The sequence below is a fragment of the Caballeronia sp. A2-2 genome (assembly GCF_057612605.2).
This window is the reverse complement of the sequence record NZ_CM172588.1, coordinates 1,392,682-1,408,243: the sequence shown is the minus strand read 5'-3', so window position 1 is coordinate 1,408,243 and position 15,562 is coordinate 1,392,682. Positions and strand designations below refer to the sequence as shown.

The 15,562-nt window shown below is 56.5% G+C and carries 16 protein-coding genes; 8 read left to right on the top strand and 8 right to left on the bottom strand.

What is annotated here, in order from left to right:
- Positions 1–9: 9 nt before the first annotated feature.
- From ACZCWR_RS22790 to ACZCWR_RS22765, 6 genes are read right to left on the bottom strand one after another with little or no spacing between them, the layout of a single operon-like run.
- Positions 10–285 (bottom strand): hypothetical protein, encoded by a 276-nt coding sequence (locus ACZCWR_RS22790; protein WP_487303880.1) that lies wholly within the window; start codon positions 283–285, stop codon positions 10–12.
- Positions 236–1,000 carry an arsenical resistance protein ArsH gene (gene arsH, locus ACZCWR_RS22785; RefSeq protein ID WP_487303879.1) on the bottom strand — a complete coding sequence of 255 codons (765 nt, stop codon included), beginning with the start codon at positions 998–1,000 and terminating at the stop codon, positions 236–238. Before arsH ends, ACZCWR_RS22790 begins: the two co-directional genes overlap by 50 nt.
- On the bottom strand, positions 1,000–1,422 hold the full coding sequence (arsC, locus tag ACZCWR_RS22780; protein ID WP_487303878.1) for an arsenate reductase (glutaredoxin): 423 nt from the start codon (positions 1,420–1,422) through the stop codon (positions 1,000–1,002). The genes arsH and arsC overlap by 1 nt, the downstream gene beginning before the upstream one ends.
- A gap of 9 nt (positions 1,423–1,431) precedes the next feature.
- Positions 1,432–2,547 (bottom strand): ACR3 family arsenite efflux transporter, encoded by a 1,116-nt coding sequence (gene arsB / locus ACZCWR_RS22775; protein WP_487303877.1) that lies wholly within the window; start codon positions 2,545–2,547, stop codon positions 1,432–1,434.
- Positions 2,499–2,957 carry an ArsI/CadI family heavy metal resistance metalloenzyme gene (locus tag ACZCWR_RS22770; protein ID WP_487303876.1) on the bottom strand — a complete coding sequence of 153 codons (459 nt, stop codon included), beginning with the start codon at positions 2,955–2,957 and terminating at the stop codon, positions 2,499–2,501. Before ACZCWR_RS22770 ends, arsB begins: the two co-directional genes overlap by 49 nt.
- The gene (locus ACZCWR_RS22765; protein WP_487303875.1) at positions 2,954–3,286 is read right to left on the bottom strand and encodes an ArsR/SmtB family transcription factor; all 333 of its coding nucleotides are present in this window, start codon (positions 3,284–3,286) and stop codon (positions 2,954–2,956) included. Before ACZCWR_RS22765 ends, ACZCWR_RS22770 begins: the two co-directional genes overlap by 4 nt.
- 273 nt (positions 3,287–3,559) lie before the next feature.
- Here ACZCWR_RS22765 and ACZCWR_RS22760 point away from each other — a divergent pair, with 273 nt between their 5' ends.
- Positions 3,560–4,492 (top strand): hypothetical protein, encoded by a 933-nt coding sequence (locus ACZCWR_RS22760; protein ID WP_487303874.1) that lies wholly within the window; start codon positions 3,560–3,562, stop codon positions 4,490–4,492.
- Positions 4,493–4,828: 336 nt separating this feature from the next.
- Here ACZCWR_RS22760 and ACZCWR_RS22755 read toward each other — a convergent pair whose 3' ends face one another.
- A complete protein-coding gene (locus tag ACZCWR_RS22755; RefSeq protein WP_487303873.1) occupies positions 4,829–5,101 on the bottom strand; it encodes a helix-turn-helix domain-containing protein in 273 nt (90 codons plus the stop codon).
- A 94-nt stretch (positions 5,102–5,195) separates the two neighbouring features.
- Here ACZCWR_RS22755 and ACZCWR_RS22750 point away from each other — a divergent pair, with 94 nt between their 5' ends.
- Together ACZCWR_RS22750 and ACZCWR_RS22745 are read left to right on the top strand one after the other, a co-directional pair.
- Positions 5,196–6,203 (top strand): AAA family ATPase, encoded by a 1,008-nt coding sequence (locus ACZCWR_RS22750; RefSeq protein WP_487303872.1) that lies wholly within the window; start codon positions 5,196–5,198, stop codon positions 6,201–6,203.
- 80 nt (positions 6,204–6,283) lie between these two features.
- Entirely contained in the window at positions 6,284–8,833 is a 2,550-nt protein-coding gene (locus ACZCWR_RS22745; RefSeq protein ID WP_487303871.1) for a S8 family peptidase, read from the top strand.
- 78 nt (positions 8,834–8,911) lie between these two features.
- Here the strand turns inward: ACZCWR_RS22745 and ACZCWR_RS22740 are convergent, their stop codons facing one another.
- Entirely contained in the window at positions 8,912–9,220 is a 309-nt protein-coding gene (locus ACZCWR_RS22740) for a hypothetical protein (protein ID WP_487303870.1), read from the bottom strand.
- A 114-nt stretch (positions 9,221–9,334) separates the two neighbouring features.
- On the opposite strand from ACZCWR_RS22740, the gene ACZCWR_RS22735 reads away from it, so the two are divergent.
- From ACZCWR_RS22735 to ACZCWR_RS22715, 5 genes are all read left to right on the top strand, one after another.
- Positions 9,335–10,339 (top strand): AAA family ATPase, encoded by a 1,005-nt coding sequence (locus ACZCWR_RS22735; RefSeq protein ID WP_487303869.1) that lies wholly within the window; start codon positions 9,335–9,337, stop codon positions 10,337–10,339.
- Positions 10,332–10,985: an HNH endonuclease gene (locus ACZCWR_RS22730; RefSeq protein ID WP_487303868.1), complete on the top strand. Its 654-nt coding sequence runs from the start codon at positions 10,332–10,334 to the stop codon at positions 10,983–10,985. Before ACZCWR_RS22735 ends, ACZCWR_RS22730 begins: the two co-directional genes overlap by 8 nt.
- 211 nt (positions 10,986–11,196) lie before the next feature.
- Positions 11,197–12,480, top strand: coding sequence for a hypothetical protein (locus ACZCWR_RS22725; RefSeq protein ID WP_487303867.1), 1,284 nt, complete (start codon positions 11,197–11,199; stop codon positions 12,478–12,480).
- Positions 12,481–13,245: 765 nt separating this feature from the next.
- On the top strand, positions 13,246–14,019 hold the full coding sequence (locus tag ACZCWR_RS22720) for an IclR family transcriptional regulator (protein ID WP_487303866.1): 774 nt from the start codon (positions 13,246–13,248) through the stop codon (positions 14,017–14,019).
- Positions 14,020–14,159: 140 nt separating this feature from the next.
- On the top strand, positions 14,160–15,275 hold the full coding sequence (locus ACZCWR_RS22715; protein WP_487303865.1) for an alcohol dehydrogenase catalytic domain-containing protein: 1,116 nt from the start codon (positions 14,160–14,162) through the stop codon (positions 15,273–15,275).
- Positions 15,276–15,562: the final 287 nt, after the last annotated feature.

The window sequence follows — 15,562 nt, the reverse complement described above, 5'->3', positions numbered from 1 at the left end:
GAGCCACCATTAGAGAGATGTCTTCTGCGGAGACTTTTGCTCTGCTTTTGACGCGCGTACCGCGAGCCAGAACGAGACCGCGGATAGCGCTGACACCCCGAGTACCGTCCATTCGACGGCCAGGTAGCCGCGCGAGATGCCCCAAATTGTCGCGCCGGCAATCGGCGCGATGCCTTTCGCAATATTGGACGGCAACGAAAGCATACCGCTCATGGTGCCATAGCCCGCCAGACTTTTACTCGACTTCGCTCTCGTCTGTGTCGCCGTTTTCGGAATCTCGCTCATGGCTCATCGCGGCTTCGGTGAGCGCGGCGATGGCCGCCGGCGCTTTTTCTTTTCGTTCGCTGTAGCGGTCGGTCAAGTAATCGGAGTGGTCGCGGATGAGAAGCGTGAACTTGAACAGCTCTTCCATGACGTCCACAACGCGGTCGTAGTACGCCGAAGGCTTCATCCGGCCGCTTTCGTCAAACTCTTGAAACGCTTTTGCGACCGAGCTTTGATTCGGGATGGTCACCATCCTCATCCATCGTCCAAGCACGCGCAGTGCGTTGACTGAGTTGAACGATTGGCTTCCTCCAGACACCTGCATCACGGCAAGCGTGCGTCCCTGCGTTGGGCGGACGCTGCCCGTTTCAAGCGGCAGCCAGTCAATCTGATTCTTAAAGACGCCCGTCAGGGCTCCGTGCCGCTCCGGACTGCACCAGACCTGGCCTTCCGACCAGATGGAGAGCTCGCGGAGTTCCGCGACCTTCGGGTGGTCAACGGGAACGCTATCTGCCAGTGGCAAGCCGGCCGGGTCGAACACTCGCGTCTCCGCGCCGAAGCTTTGCAGGATGCGCTCGGCCTCCAGCGTGAGCAGCTTGCTGTACGAAGTTGGCCGCAACGAGCCATACAGCAGCAGGAAGCGTGGCGGGTGCACCGATACCTTGTGCGGTTCGAGCTTCTTCAGGTCAGGTGTGTCGAGAACCGATGCAACGATATTGGGGAGCGTGAAATCCATCAGCGCACCCTCTGGCCTGCGGCATCGACGATTTTCTGACCATCTTCCTTCGTGAATTCGCCGCGCTGTTCCGACGGGAGAATGTCCAGTACGGTTTCCGACGGGCGGCAAAGCCGAACGCCGAGCGGCGTAAGAACGAAGGGGCGGTTGATGAGGATGGGATGCACCATCATGGCATCAAGCAATTGCTCATCAGTCAGCGCGTCGCTATCGAGTCCAAGCTCGGCATACGGCGTGCCCTTTTCACGAATCGCGGCGCGTACCGTTAAGCCTGCAGTTGCAATCATCGATTTCAACTGCTCGCGGGTCGGCGGTTGTTCGAGGTATTCGATGATTTCGGGCTCGATTCCAGCATTCCGAATCATGGCCAACACGTTTCTTGACGTGCCACATGCAGGGTTGTGATAGATGGTGACGTTCATGATTTGCTCTTAAAGCGTTCGTGTTTCGTACCAGTACTGCGTGCGGTTGACTACCGCGACGACCAGCAGCATCACAGGCACCTCAATCAGCACGCCCACGACAGTGGCGAGCGCTGCTCCGGACTGAAATCCGAACAGGCTGATGGCTGTGGCTACGGCCAGCTCGAAGAAGTTGCTCGCCCCAATCAGGCTTGACGGTCCCGCGACGCAGTGCGCGACGCCGAGTTGACGATTCAGAAGGTACGCGAGACCGGAGTTGAGGAAGACCTGGATGAGAATCGGCACCGCGAGCATCGCGATGACCAACGGCTCCTTGACGATTGCCTGACCTTGGAAGGCGAAGAGCAGTACCAGCGTCGCGAGTAGCGCACAGATGGAATACGGGCCGAGCCGACCGACTACATGCTTGAAATGCGCCTCTCCGTGAGCACGCAACTGTCGGCGCAAGACCTGAGCAATGACGACCGGAATGACGATGTACAGCCCGACCGACGTTATTAGCGTGTCCCACGGAACCGTGATTGCGGACAGCCCGAGCAGCAATGCCACCAGCGGAGCGAAGGCGACAATCATGATGGCGTCATTCAAGGCCACCTGAGACAGCGTGAAGTACGGGTCACCCTTGCAGAGCTGCGACCAGACAAAGACCATTGCGGTACAGGGCGCCGCTGCCAGCAAAATGAGACCTGCGACATAGCTATCGAGTTGGCTGGAAGGCAGATACGGTGCGAAGACGTGACGTACGAAAATCCAGCCAAGAATCGCCATTGAGAACGGCTTGATGAGCCAGTTCACGACGAGGGTCACGCCGATGCCACGCCAGTGTTCGCGAACTTGCGACATGGCACCGAAGTCGATTTTCAGCAGCATGGGCACAATCATGACCCAGATGAGAATGCCCACCGGGATGTTGACATGCGCAAGCTCCAAGCGTCCGATGGCTTCGAACACTGCTGGCAACCAATGACCCAGCGCAATCCCCGCAACGATACAGAGCGCAACCCACACCGTTAGATAGCGCTCGAAGAAGCCGATGGCGGGAGTTGTGCGCGCGTCGGCCGAACCATTCAGGCTGCTCAAGCTCGACTCCGAAATGAGATGGTCGAAGGAGCAGGCGAGCAGCATGCGGGCGACTCGGGCTGAACGTCATGGCGCGACTGGCCGTAAGTCGGAGCGGCTTCGAGCGCCAGGAACGTTTCCCACGCAACGCCTTGCGGGTCGATGGTCCAGGACTTGTCGGATTTCGCGTAGCAGCAGGTGGTAGCCGTCTGGTCAATCGTCGGCAGTTCGGCCGAACTAAAACGGGCTCGCATCTCGGCGAGCTCACCTGCTGTCTCAACTTGAATGCCCAAATGGTCTATGCCCGGCTTCACGCCTCGCTTCGAAATCGCAAAATTCACGCGCGGGTCGTCGAGCACCCATTTGCGATAGTCGTCTTTCTCGACGGTCGGAGCGACGCCGCCGAACATCGCCGAGTAGAACTGGGTGCTTACGTCCAAGTCTTCTACGCTTATGTGGATATGCATGCGTTTCATTTGGTGTCTCCGCAGCACTGCGGCGCAGGAGCGACAGTGCACGCGTCACCGGCGCAGCAATTCTCGGTTAAGTAGCCAATCAGCCCGTTCATACACTCGAAATTAGCCGAGTAGAAGATGAACCTGCCCTCTTGCCGCCCCCGGACCAAATCTGCATGGGTGAGGTCCTTCAGGTGGAAGCTGAGGCCCGACGGCGAGATGTCGAGCTGCTGAGCGATTTCACCCGCTGCCATCCCACTCGGCCCAGCAACAACCAACGCGCGAAATATGGCAAGGCGCGAGTCATGAGCGAGCGCGCCCAGCGCGCGTACGACGAGGTTGGTGTCCATGACGTGAATGGTACGCTCGTATATTCAATATTTCAAGAAATATTGAAACGACGATTTGCACATCGAATGGCAAGCGTATTCGTTCGTCATGGTGGAATTTAATGAGCGGAGGCCTGGCCCCAGTTGTGTCGACCGGCGCTAAATCTAGTGGCAATCGAGTTGACGCCTCACTCACTGCCGGTGCCAAGTAAGTCTGTGCCCACATCGGTCTGCCTCAAGTATTGGGTTCGCTTTGCCGTTACCAGAGTCGGACAATAACGATTTGAGAGCAAGATGGCGCAGCAGTACGACGCAGAGATTGGCCGCACGCTTGGCTGGGACTTGGCATCCTACGGATGGACACCACGGGACGACGCACCTGCTCATGTCCTTGAAGGGCACGCGGAGGGCAAAGCCCGATTCGGAACGAACACCAAGCGCCCGACGCGCTTTGAACGTAAATGGCTGCAGCTTCGCCAGAACGCCCTGCGACGCGGAAAGGTCGTCGATAAGGCGATTACACCGACCTTCATCGAGGTCATCGACTATCCGACATGTCCGGTGACCCTCGTCGAGTTAACTCACAGCACTGGCGCAGATACCGACTGGTCGGTGGACCGTGTGAACAATGACGGCGCATATGCTGACGGCAACTTGATTGTGATGAGTGTCCGCGCCAATAAAGCAAAGGGCAACAGGAGCCTGCGAGATATCAAGGAGCGCCTCGCTGCTGAAGAGCCGCTGCCAGGACTCACTATTCGCGAGACATTCAGATTGCTCAGCCTGATGGAAAAGCCGTGCAGTTCTCCAACAGCGCAAGAGCCTCGGAATACGCTTTTCACGCGGTTATGTTTCGGCACCGCCCGTACTAACTACCAGAATCTCCAGCACATTCTGGTTATGTGCACCACAGTAGATTCCAGCAAACGCAATGCAATGTTTCGGACCCTTTCCGATGCGCATGCGGATGCACGCACGAGCGCCAGCCTCCTCAAACTTGCATACGAGAAGCTGGCGAAGCGAATGCAGGTCGTTGATTACATGTACGACGCGTGTAGCGATGAAGCATTTCAGACGCTGCTTCAGCGATGGGTCGAGACCATTCCGAGTACCCGCAGAAAGGCGTTTGACGCCAAGCTCGAGGCTATGACGGGCGGCCGAGGCGTACCTAAAGAGGTATTGCGGACATGGGCTTTGGAGTCAAAGGGACGGTTTGCGAACTGGTGATGGCCGGCTTGCAATCGCCCAGTACGGCACGCGTTGTCGGTGAGTTCTTCCCGGGACCTGCAGTCGCGTTGCTACTATCGCAACCGGCTAGCTTCGGCCTAGACGCACTCACTCCGCGAGCACTGCGAACGCAACGGCGTCATTCGCGCGGTCGCACGACTACCGACAGGCAGTGGTCCCGCAGTGCACCTCGCACCATGAGTCGCCTGGTCGATTTCCCGTTCTGCGCGCCGCACCTGCCACTCCCCAACTAGCTCTCGGAGGACAAGTGGCAGCGACCGACCAAAAGAAAACTGGCGAGTAGCGCGATTACTGTATATATATACAGTAATCGCGCTACCGTTGTGATAACGCTTCAAGCAGTGCGACCGTCCGCCTTGCGTTATCCAGTGCGCCTTCCAGCCCTAGCTCGGAATGTGAGTTGTCACTAACAAAGCTCGCGAGGCGCGCGAGGCAGTAGTTAATCAAATGTGTCGGGGCGCCCAATTTCTCCGACTCGTATCTAGAAAGGGTCGATTTGTGGACGCCAGTCGCCGCTGCAAATTCGGCTTGGGTGCTATCGCCTCGTGCCCATCGCAGGAGTTCGCCTTGGCTTCGAGGAGGGAACATAAGTGAACATGCTGTAATCGCAATGAAGTTGCTATAATAGCAACATTCTATTCGTCCGGGGTCTATACTTCGGTTTGAGACTTTTGAGGTTCCAATGGCCCGTTCTGACCAAGTGAAAGCACTACTGCGCGCATATGCTGGTGACAACCACGAGCATTTCTACGCAGTTGCTATGCAGATGGCTGCAGACGAGGCTCATCGCGGCCATACCAAGTTGGCGGCGGAACTGCGTGACCTTGTCGATGCCGCGAAAGCTGGCAAGAAGCCAGGTCTGTCGTCAGTGCAAAGCAAGGGTGCCCAACGGCCGACTCCGCTTGCGCAGCCGAAGGGAGAACTGTCCGAGCTCCTGACCGTGCAGTATCCGCACGAGCACTTGCAACAGATGGTGTTGTCTGACGCCGTGCGTGGGAAGCTGGACCGCGTCCTTCGCGAGCAACGCCATCACGAGCAATTGCGCAGCCATGGATTGAGCCCGCGTCGGAAGCTGCTTCTTGTCGGGCCGCCGGGTACGGGTAAGACGATGACCGCTGCCGTTTTGGCTGGCGAGCTTCGTCTGCCGTTGTTCACCGCACGATTCGACAGCCTCATCACCAAGTTCATGGGCGAAAGCGCCTCCAAACTCCGGCTCGTATTTGAGGCGCTCAAGTCAACCCGCGGCGTCTACTTTTTCGATGAGTTCGATTCGCTGGGTCTGCAGCGAGGCAGCCAGCATGACGTGGCTGAGATGCGTCGCACATTGAATATGTTCTTGCAGCTCATAGAACAGGACGCGTCGGACAGCCTTCTGATTGCTGCGACCAATCACGGCAAAGACCTCGACAAGGCTCTTTTCCGGCGATTCGACGACGTCATCAAGTACGAGGCGCCGGACGAGCGTCAGATTGAAACGCTGCTGAGAAACAGCTTGGGTACCTTCAGAACGTCAGGCATCGACTATCGTCATCTCGCGCATGTTGGCAAAGGTGAATCACACGCTGACATAGTAAAAGCATGTCTCGATGCTTTGAAAGACGCGATTATGGAGGGCGAGAAAACCGTAAATGAGGCGAGCGTCATTCGCCATTTGGAAGAGCGCGCTCAAGGCAACAACATACACTCCTAAAATTAACGTCCCGGTCGAAAGATTCGAGAACTCTTGCGGTAGACTCTCAGGCGAATAAAACTAAAGAAGAGCCTGAGAAAATGGCGGACGAACTGAAGAGTCACCTGTCCATCGATGGATTCGTGAGGACGCTTGAATTTCGCTCGCCCCTGTCCGTCCAGCGCGAAAATGCGCCGCAAAGGGACCGGGGGACGCACGGCCAACGTCTGTTGGCTCAGATTCAAGAGATTGCCGGCAGCGTTGTCGAACTCGAGGAAACCCGGGAAGCCTTGGGGTTGCCCGAGAGGCGCGGCATGTCTATCGCCGTCGAGTTCAGTCCTCGTGGGTCATTCGATTATGGAAAAGTGGAGTGGAAGTCAGCAGGCATCGAGCTACTGACAGTTCTGGCTCACACGAACTCCGACGTTGCCGTATTGCACGTTCCGGATGGCAAACTCTCTGCGTTCGTAAAACGCGTCACCGAATATCTCGAGAAGGATAATCGCAACGGTACGGCTCCCCAGCATGCCGCGCTCGTAAATGCGATTGAGAATATTCGCCGGGCTGCATTCACAGAGTTATGGACCGACGCTGCTGACCCACCCTTGGACGATGAACCCCGTTGGTTCCAAATTTGGCTGAGACACGTTGGCGGCAAAGTCGCTGACGTCGTGACGGAGTTTCGGGAGGAGGCCGGAAAGCTCGGCATTCATGTCGAGCCGGGCCACGTCAGGTTCCCTGGCCGCGTGGTCGTCGCAGCGCACGCGACCCGGGCCGCCATCGAGCAGGGTGTCAACCTGCTGGACCTTATTGCCGAAATCCGGTTTGTCGAGGAGAACGCAGAGTTCTTCCTCAGCGACCTGACGCCGGCAGAGCAGGCGGACTGGGTCGAAAACCTTCTTGAACGAACCACTTTCTTCGTCGGCGAGGACGTGCCGCATATATGCCTCCTCGACACCGGCGTGAACAATGGACATCCCCTGCTCGAGCCGGCCTTAGATGAAGCGGACCTTCATGCCTACAAACCGGACTGGGAGACGCATGACCACGCCGGCCATGGGAGTGAGATGGCTGGCATCGCGCTCTACGGAGACCTGACCGCGGCCTTGCAAACGGCAGATGAACTGGAAATCCCGCATCGGCTCGAGTCGGTCAAGATTTTGCCGCCTGACGGGGAAACGGAGCCTCACCTCTGGGGCGCTGTTACTGCGGACTCCGTTGCTCGGGTCGAGGTCGATACCCCTGACAGGTCAAGGGTGTTCGCGATGATGACGACCTCGGTTGGCCATCTCCTCGGTGCGCCCTCAGAATGGTCCGCGACGGTCGACCAACTCGCCTTTGGTCGCGCTCCCGTCGATGTAACCGGGTCTTCTGAAGAGGAAGACGAGGACGCCGTCCGCGTCCCCAGACTCTTCGTTCTGTCTGCTGGCAACGTTCAGTGGGCCGAGTGGGACAACTATCCGGAAAGCAATGCAATGAGCCCCATCCAGAATCCGGGGCAGGCGTGGAATGCGCTCACAGTCGGCGCGGCAACTTTGCTGACAGTTACTGATGCGAAAAAGCATGCGACTCTAGAAGCAATCGCCGAAGCAGGTTTGCTCTCGCCAGCGTCGACCACCTCGGTGTTATGGAGCAATACGCCTTGGCCATTCAAGCCGGACGTCGTTGCTGAAGGCGGCAATGGGTCGCTCGATGGCGGCATCCACGTAACGGTAGGTCCGGAGTCACTTCGCCTTTTGACGACTTCGAACACTCCAGCGACCAACCTGTTCGCTGATACCGGAGACACGAGCGCCGCGGCCGCTGAGGTAGCACGGATTTGTGCACACGTTCGCGCACGGTATCCGGAATACTGGCCGGAGACGATTCGAGCGCTTGTCGCTCATGGCGCTGAGCACACCCCTGGCATGCGGGGGACACTGCCACAAGAACCGAAGAAGCTCGACAAGGACAGGCTTCTGCGCACCTTTGGATATGGGCTGGTGACGCCGGCGCAATCAGAATATTCGACTGCACACCGGCCGACACTGGTAGTTCAGCGGCAGTTCAATCCCTATTACCGCAAGCCGGGAGGTTCGATTGTGTTGGGCGAGATGCAGTTGCACGACATGCCGTGGCCAATGGACGAATTATTGCAGCTTGGTGAAGTTCCGGTCGAACTTCGCGTCACGCTTTCGTATTTTGTTGAACCGAACCCGAGTTCGCGCGGCTGGCTCAGCAAGTTCCGCTACCAGTCCTACGCGCTTCGCTTTGCGGTCAGAGGTGCAACCGAGGACGAGGTTCAGTTCAAGGCTCGCATCAACAGGCTCGAGCGGGCACAGACCGAAGACAGCGGTTTTGGCGACCCAGACGTTGCCAACTGGAAATATGGCGCACAGTTGCGCGCCCGAGGCTCCCTCCATTCGGACACGTGGACCGGGACAGCAGCCCAACTCGCTACGAAATCCCAGATTGCAGTGTTCCCCGTTGGCGGCTGGTGGAAGGACTGGAAGGAAGCACGGCAATGGGATAGCGAGGCGCGCTATGCCCTAGTCGTCTCATTGAAGGTCGCAGATGACATCGAAACAGACATCTATGCCCCTATAGCATCTCTAATTGAGGCAGCCGTTGAGGTCGACGTCGGTACTTCAAGCGGCGAAGACCTGCTCTAGCAAATGTTGCCATAGCGAAAGAGCCGCCAGCACGGTATGCACTCTAACAAGGTCGCCGATGGGGCTATATTTAGCCACCTATTGAAGCGCAGTACCAACTGCGCCCCGCTCAATTTTCTGCTGTAATTCCATCACTGCATGCTTATAAGTTACACCTCCAATAACGGCCGCTATGAGTTCGTCAAAGACGGAGACAATGCTCATGCTCGGCGTAATACTTACACTCTCATTGTTGGCAAGAACGGCACTGGCAAGAGTCGCCTGTTGAGGGCTGTTGTGCTCGGCTTGATGGGAAATCGGATGAGCGAGGAGCAGTTGGACCGGGGCGATAGAAGTCAATTTCGCCAGTCTCCTTTCGAGCTTGATATCGACTTTGAGCCAGAACAAATAATTTGCGTTTCCACAAGTTCATTTGACAGATTTCCTCTGTTGCGAAGAGGCCAGACAGTTCCCGGATACAGCTACCTTGGGTTGCGGGGGCTCTCAAGCGCTAATCCGAGCATGTCGTACCTATCCAAAATCGCAAATACTTTGGTGGACTCCGTCCAACGTGACAAAAACCGAGCCGCTGCGATTGCTGGAGTTTTAGAATATCTTGGCTACGAGCCGTCGATTTCACTGTTTTGGTCGCTTATTCCCCATCGCTTAATCGAGGATATGAGCAACGCGGAAAGTCCAAGTGAATTCGCTCGAGAGGTCATGCGTCGCAGTTCGATAAATTTCGGCAATGAAACAGCCATTCACTATCAACGAATTATCGATGCAGCTAACTACCAATTGCGCGAGGGGCTCAACATAGCGCGTGGTACACCAAAAGGTAAACGAGCGCGGATGTATGAACTCCGACTGGAAGGGCGCGGACTCATCTTCGATGACCGAACGGATTTGAGTTTGGACGACATTCTGTTGCTCATAGACACAGGCTTACTGAGACTTCGCCAAGTCGAACTGCGCAAGAAAGGCGCAAATGAAAGTCTTCTAATTGGTGATGCGAGCTCTGGCGAACAAGCGGTAGTACTGAGTCTTCTAGGAATCGGTAGCCAAATTCAGGACAGGAGTCTTGTCTGCATCGATGAGCCTGAAATTTGCCTGCATCCGGAGTGGCAGGAGAAATTCATACAACTTCTGTACTCCACATTCCAGCACCTGGAAGGCTGCCATTTTGTGGTTGCGACGCACTCGCCCCAAATCATTGCAAATTTGCCATCGGGCGATTGCCACGTCATGTCGATGGAGACCGGAGTCGCCTCCGACGCATCTGCGTTTTCGCGCAAGTCAATAGACTACCAACTCGCAGAAGTATTCGGAGCTCCGGGCGTCCGCAACGAGTATTTGAGCCGAATTGCCCTAAGCCTATTCGCATCCGTGTCCAAGGTTCGCAAGTTCGATGCAGAAGCCCTCAGGACCTTGAAATCACTCGAGGACGTTGTCGACCTCCTCCAGAAAGACGACCCAGTCTACGACCTCATCATGGCGCTACAGGAGATGCGAAAGAGCTATGCCTGACATCGCAAACCCCGTCGCCTACACCGATGACCTGGACAGGCTGGTGCAGTCAAAGCAAGTTGACGCGACGTTCACGCATCAGGATTGGGGTCACGATGACCTTGCACCGCTTCGCACACATGTACGCACGCACTATCGACGTGAACAGCGAGCGATATGCTCATTTTGCCGCGGTCCCCTTGGCCTGCAGGCCGCAGAGAACTGCCAGGTGGAGCATATTGTCCCCAAGTCTATCCGGCCCGAGTTCATGTTTGAACCCAAGAACCTGTGCGTGATATGTGCCGACTGTAATGTCATCAAGCGCGACCAGGAGGTAACGGATACCATCCCCAATACGGTGGCGCCCAGGCGGGCTCAACGCGTCTACCCGCGCTCATCAACGGCCTTTTTGATAGTTCATCCACATTTCGATAGGTACAGTGACCACATTCTGATTCACCAGGGCTTCTACATCGACAGGTCGCCCAAAGGTAACTTCACCATCGGAGCATGCAGATTGAATCGGCGGCTGCACGAGTTCGGATGGGACGAAAATATCGTTGAAAGACCAGCGCTTATGGAAGCGGCCCAGCAATATGTCGATTCAGAACCGGGAGTCGAGAGACTTGCCGCGCTCCAGCGTCTCCGGGAGGAAGTACTGCCGTGATGACGAGCCGAGACCATATATCAGAAGCTTTTGTGCTGTAGGCGCAATGACGGCTCATCACAGCGGTATCTGTCGTTGAACACGCTCCAGATACCAAAGGTGACAATGTCGAGCTAACGGCCGGAGGCATCTTGTTATTAGATGCTGTTCGTCCGTAGCACGGCAGGTATCGAAGCCAGAGCGTAATCGAGTTGCGAAAGGGACGGTCGGCTTGGATATCGAATTCGATTCGGCCAAGTTGCCGAGGCCCGACGCAAATGTTCGCCTTTCTAAAGCAGTCGCCCCAAGCACGGTACTTTCTCGCGATTCGTCGCTGAGAATCCTCAACAAGACGAAGAGCAGACCGCTTGAACCTCCCAGAAACGCCGTGATGGAAACCGCCCGATTCCACAACCCATTTCCCGGCAGGCACGTGCCGCTGAAGATTTCGGGGCTAATGCAGCTTTGCCCGACAGTTTTGCACAGGCTCATGGGTGCAGCGCACAGTACAATTCACGCTGAGAGCGGAACGGCAGCGCTTTTCAAAGCGGCGAACCGTGCGCTGAAGACAAAAAACTATTCGCTAAAGCTCTTGCGTCGACTGTCCGACGTCATCCCGACAGAACACGAACATTCCGCTGTGTTCAGAGCCGCGCTGGCCGGGGACGTTGATGCACAAAGGATTGTCGACGGCATGGGCTCTTGGGAGTCGCTGTACCCACAGGTCGATGGCAAAACCCGCTACCGCACGATGGCGCGCGTTGCAATTGAACGGGCGGCCACGCGCCCTCATATTCTTGCATCAGAGTTGCGATACGGTGAAGCGGTCGATTACATGCTTCGCGACCCGTTACTGTCTCTATTTCTATGGGACGAGGCCGCGAAGGTGTTTCGACGCGCCACAGAGTTCGAAAAGCTTCGCATTGCGCAGTCGTCGCTCGTGCTCGAGACCGAATTGAGCGCGCTAGCGGCACTCGACGTGGAACTGTGTAGCGAAGGCGTTGAGGATACTGACTCGATGTTCCGGTCCCTGCTCCCAAGCAGCGCGACGGCCAAGGCTAACCCTGCAAGACTTCTCTTCTTGTGGTTCAAAGCGGAATTTGGCCTAAAGAGCATTGATAGCATACTTTCTCATCCTCGCCTGCTCGAGCTCGAACTGGCCGAGGCAACAGTTAAACGCTGGAGCAGCGGCTCGCATTGCATCTCTGAAGAGATGTTTGGTCAAATGGTCTCCGCACTCACAGGCAACGAAGCCCACGTACCAGCGCTCTCGCGGCACTGGGCGGCCCAGGTGCTTAACCTGATTGGATATCTTGGTCAGCATTGCTCGACCCATGCGCGAGCGCTGGCCGCCACGGATTTCCCGAGAGCGGCCGCGCCTTGGCCGGAGTACCCGTTCGGATATCCGTCGTTCGAAGAATGGTGTAAGGCGCGATATCCGTTCTGGCTTGAGTACCACGGCCGAGAGATTCAAAGGTTTGAAGCTAGCAAGGGGGCCACCCCGTCGAAAAACTGACGTCGGCGCGATGGCGTCCCACATGAGCGTTACTTCCCGGGATTCGCATTACCTCGGTTGCCGCCAGAGATTCCTCGCGGAACAGTGCTCGGCCAGTTGCCGCCGTAGAACTCGTTGGGTGCGCGTCCGCGACCGGGGCTTCCCGCGCGACTACCGCCTTGGCCTTGACTGCTGCCCTTACCTCCGACACTTGCTCCCTTTCCACCGTTACCTTTGCTCATCGTATGCCCCTTCGTTTGGTGCCGGGCCTATTCCCGACAGGCACAGTATCGGGCCGCAAGCAGGGGGAGTCAGTATCAGGTTTTGGACAAAAGCGCTAACTAAGGAAGAGCCCTCACTGAGCTCAGCGCTATGCAAAAAATGACGTTTGGACGTAGATGATTGAGGATTTGAACGATGATGCTTTCCGCGATTTCCATTCTGCCCGTGGAATTAGTTTAGGCCTTGCGGCCGGGTACGAACACACGTTCTTTACAAAGTAACCACGCTCGCCGAGAAGGGATATCGAGGCGCGTATGTTTCGGCTTGAGGCAAAGAGGCCGCCCTCCTTGAACCGCGACTCTCTCACCGTTGCTAGCTGGGAGGCGTTCCTCGCAGATAGTGGGAAAGGCGAAAGACGTGGGCCGAGCTCATCTAAGATGACCCACGATACGGTCTGGCGTTCCGAGATGCGGGTTATTCCGAGCTTTCAGAGCGTGATAAGCACGCTAGGATAGCCTCTAACAAATACGGCAGATGGGCGACTCCACCTTACGCGGAAACGCAATGAGCGACGAACTTAGTGACGACAAGGCAAATTCCATTCAGGTAATAGCGCGGGCGGGCAAGATTTTGAACGTTCTTAGCGACAAGCCAGAAGGCATGCGTTTGGCCGAGATATCGCGGATAGTCAATCTCCCGCGGTCGACGGTCCAGCGTATCGTGTCAGCATTAAGCCAAGAGGAACTCGTGCGGGCTGACCGTGGAGAAGGTGTGAGACTGGGTCCGGCCCTAATGCGGATGATTGGGCGCGTCCACACAGACGTCGTTGCGACGACACGACCCCACTTGGAATTGCTCTCTAAGCAGTTGCAGGAGACCGTCGTCCTCTGTCGCATAAGCGGTCAACGTCTCGCTTACGTGCATGCGGTCGTCGCAGAACACGTGCTGAGGGTGACGCCAGGAGTTGGTGGCGACCTTCCACTTCACTGCACAAGCGGGGGCCGTGCGCTCTTGGCACTCAATGCCAACTCGGATAACGAGATTTCGCTTGGTGGTGTATTTGAGAAAGTGACGGACGCGACAGTGACCGATGCGACTCAATTCGCTCGTATCATCGCTGAGACGCGCGAAACGGGTTTCGGCTGGGAGTCGGAGGAATCCATCGCGGGCGTATCTTCAATGGCGGTCGCCATCGACACGGTACACGGTCAGTATGCCGTTGCAGTCGTAGCTCCAACAGCTCGCGCGCTTCCGCGAAAGCACGAAATGGCCGAACGTTTGCTCAAACTAAAAGCCGACTTGCAGGTCGAGTTAGGCGATAGAAGCATCGACAGCTAAATCAATTTAACTGGGTTAAACAGTTCCTTTTCGCCAACTTGTTTCTTAGTACACCTATGGAACATCATGTGAACTTGCTCGGAGGTGGAGGAGCCGCGAGTGTCGCTGATGTAATCGCCCTCAATTTACGGAGACTGAAAATGCAAATCGCCGAGACTATGAATGCAATGCGACTACACCTGCCCGGAGGAAGTTTCGAACTCGACGCGATAGCAAAACCTCGGGTTGAGAGGGCAACTGACGTCGTTGTCCAAGTAAAAGCGTCTGGAATCGTGCCGAATCTACGCAATGTCATGCGCAGCTACGGTGAACGCGCTTACCTTACCGTGCCTGATTTGCCCGCAATTTACGGACTCGACACCGCTGGTGTAATTGTGGAGGTGGGTGACGATGTCACAGGCTTTGCTGTTGGGGACCGGGTGTATGTCAACCCAGGACGCTCATGCGGTACATGCCACGCCTGTCGCGTTGGAGACCGCATCAGCTGTCAAGCCTTCACATTCCAGGGCTACTTCGGTTTCGGGCCGCGGTCGAAGGAAATCTACCGTCGTTATCCGTACGGCGGGCTGTGTCAGTTTGTAACTGCTCCGGCTGACGGCCTGGTCAAGCTGCCAGAACAGGTCAGCTTCGAGCAAGCCGCACGGTTTGGCTATTTGGGAACGGCTTATTCAGGTTTGCGCAAAGCAGGTGTAGGAGCGGGACGAACGCTTCTGGTTTGTGGTGGCACTGGAACCCTTGGCCTATGTGCCGTTCAGATTGCTCGAGCGATGGGTGCCACAAAAGTCCTGTGCGTCGCACGCAATGAGGCAACTCTTGCTCGTGTGCGAGCGCTTGACCCAGCGAGAGTCCGCACGTTTTCCTACGGCTCGACCTCGTTGAAAGATTGGGTACTATCGGAAACGGAGCAGAACGGAGTCGATGCGGTAGTAGATGCCATCGGTCCTGGTGCGTCGCATCAAATCACGCACGACTGTATAGCCTCGCTGCGGCGAGGCGGAAGGCTCGTTGAGATTGGTGCCATGTCTGACCCGATGCCAGTCAATATGCACGAGCTCATGTGCGCCCGGGTAAGCCTGATTGGCTCGCTTTGGTTCTCTGTAGCTGAGGGACAAGACTTAGCCGCCATGGTCGCGGCGGGGACGCTAGACCTCAGCGTGTTTGAGCACCACTCGTATACCCTAGAGCAGGCTAACGAGGCACTCGCCGACGCAGAACGTCGAGTAGGTGGCTTCGTGAACGTCGTAGTCTCTCAGTAAGCCGCTCAGTGGCGACGCGGTGTCGTTGACCATTACCCAGCACTGGGAATTCGCACCAGGGAATCGACCGAGAAACCTCGTTGGATAACTGGTATAGACGGATTGCATAACTGAAGCAATCTAGCCTGCGGTACCTTAATCTCGACGCAGATATGCGAGGGTTTGAACCGCCAGCCATGTTCACTTGGGCGAGTTTGCTTCAGGAATATAGCCCGCCGTGTCGTCTGGCCATCTGCTTATCCACATGCGTACTTCAAGCGGAACTGAAGGACCTCGTCATAGATTTA

What these genes read in the sequence shown, in the direction of transcription:
- ACZCWR_RS22715 (WP_487303865.1), top strand. Translation starts at nt 14,160, where the DNA reads ATGCAAATCGCCGAGACTATGAATGCAATGCGACTACACCTGCCCGGA.
- ACZCWR_RS22770 (WP_487303876.1), bottom strand. Translation starts at nt 2,957, where the DNA reads ATGAAACGCATGCATATCCACATAAGCGTAGAAGACTTGGACGTAAGC.
- ACZCWR_RS22750 (WP_487303872.1), top strand. Translation starts at nt 5,196, where the DNA reads ATGGCCCGTTCTGACCAAGTGAAAGCACTACTGCGCGCATATGCTGGT.
- ACZCWR_RS22765 (WP_487303875.1), bottom strand. Translation starts at nt 3,286, where the DNA reads ATGGACACCAACCTCGTCGTACGCGCGCTGGGCGCGCTCGCTCATGAC.
- ACZCWR_RS22730 (WP_487303868.1), top strand. Translation starts at nt 10,332, where the DNA reads ATGCCTGACATCGCAAACCCCGTCGCCTACACCGATGACCTGGACAGG.
- ACZCWR_RS22760 (WP_487303874.1), top strand. Translation starts at nt 3,560, where the DNA reads ATGGCGCAGCAGTACGACGCAGAGATTGGCCGCACGCTTGGCTGGGAC.
- ACZCWR_RS22790 (WP_487303880.1), bottom strand. Translation starts at nt 285, where the DNA reads ATGAGCGAGATTCCGAAAACGGCGACACAGACGAGAGCGAAGTCGAGT.
- arsC (WP_487303878.1), bottom strand. Translation starts at nt 1,422, where the DNA reads ATGAACGTCACCATCTATCACAACCCTGCATGTGGCACGTCAAGAAAC.
- arsB (WP_487303877.1), bottom strand. Translation starts at nt 2,547, where the DNA reads ATGCTGCTCGCCTGCTCCTTCGACCATCTCATTTCGGAGTCGAGCTTG.
- ACZCWR_RS22745 (WP_487303871.1), top strand. Translation starts at nt 6,284, where the DNA reads ATGGCGGACGAACTGAAGAGTCACCTGTCCATCGATGGATTCGTGAGG.
- ACZCWR_RS22735 (WP_487303869.1), top strand. Translation starts at nt 9,335, where the DNA reads ATGTCGTACCTATCCAAAATCGCAAATACTTTGGTGGACTCCGTCCAA.
- ACZCWR_RS22720 (WP_487303866.1), top strand. Translation starts at nt 13,246, where the DNA reads ATGAGCGACGAACTTAGTGACGACAAGGCAAATTCCATTCAGGTAATA.
- arsH (WP_487303879.1), bottom strand. Translation starts at nt 1,000, where the DNA reads ATGGATTTCACGCTCCCCAATATCGTTGCATCGGTTCTCGACACACCT.
- ACZCWR_RS22755 (WP_487303873.1), bottom strand. Translation starts at nt 5,101, where the DNA reads ATGTTCCCTCCTCGAAGCCAAGGCGAACTCCTGCGATGGGCACGAGGC.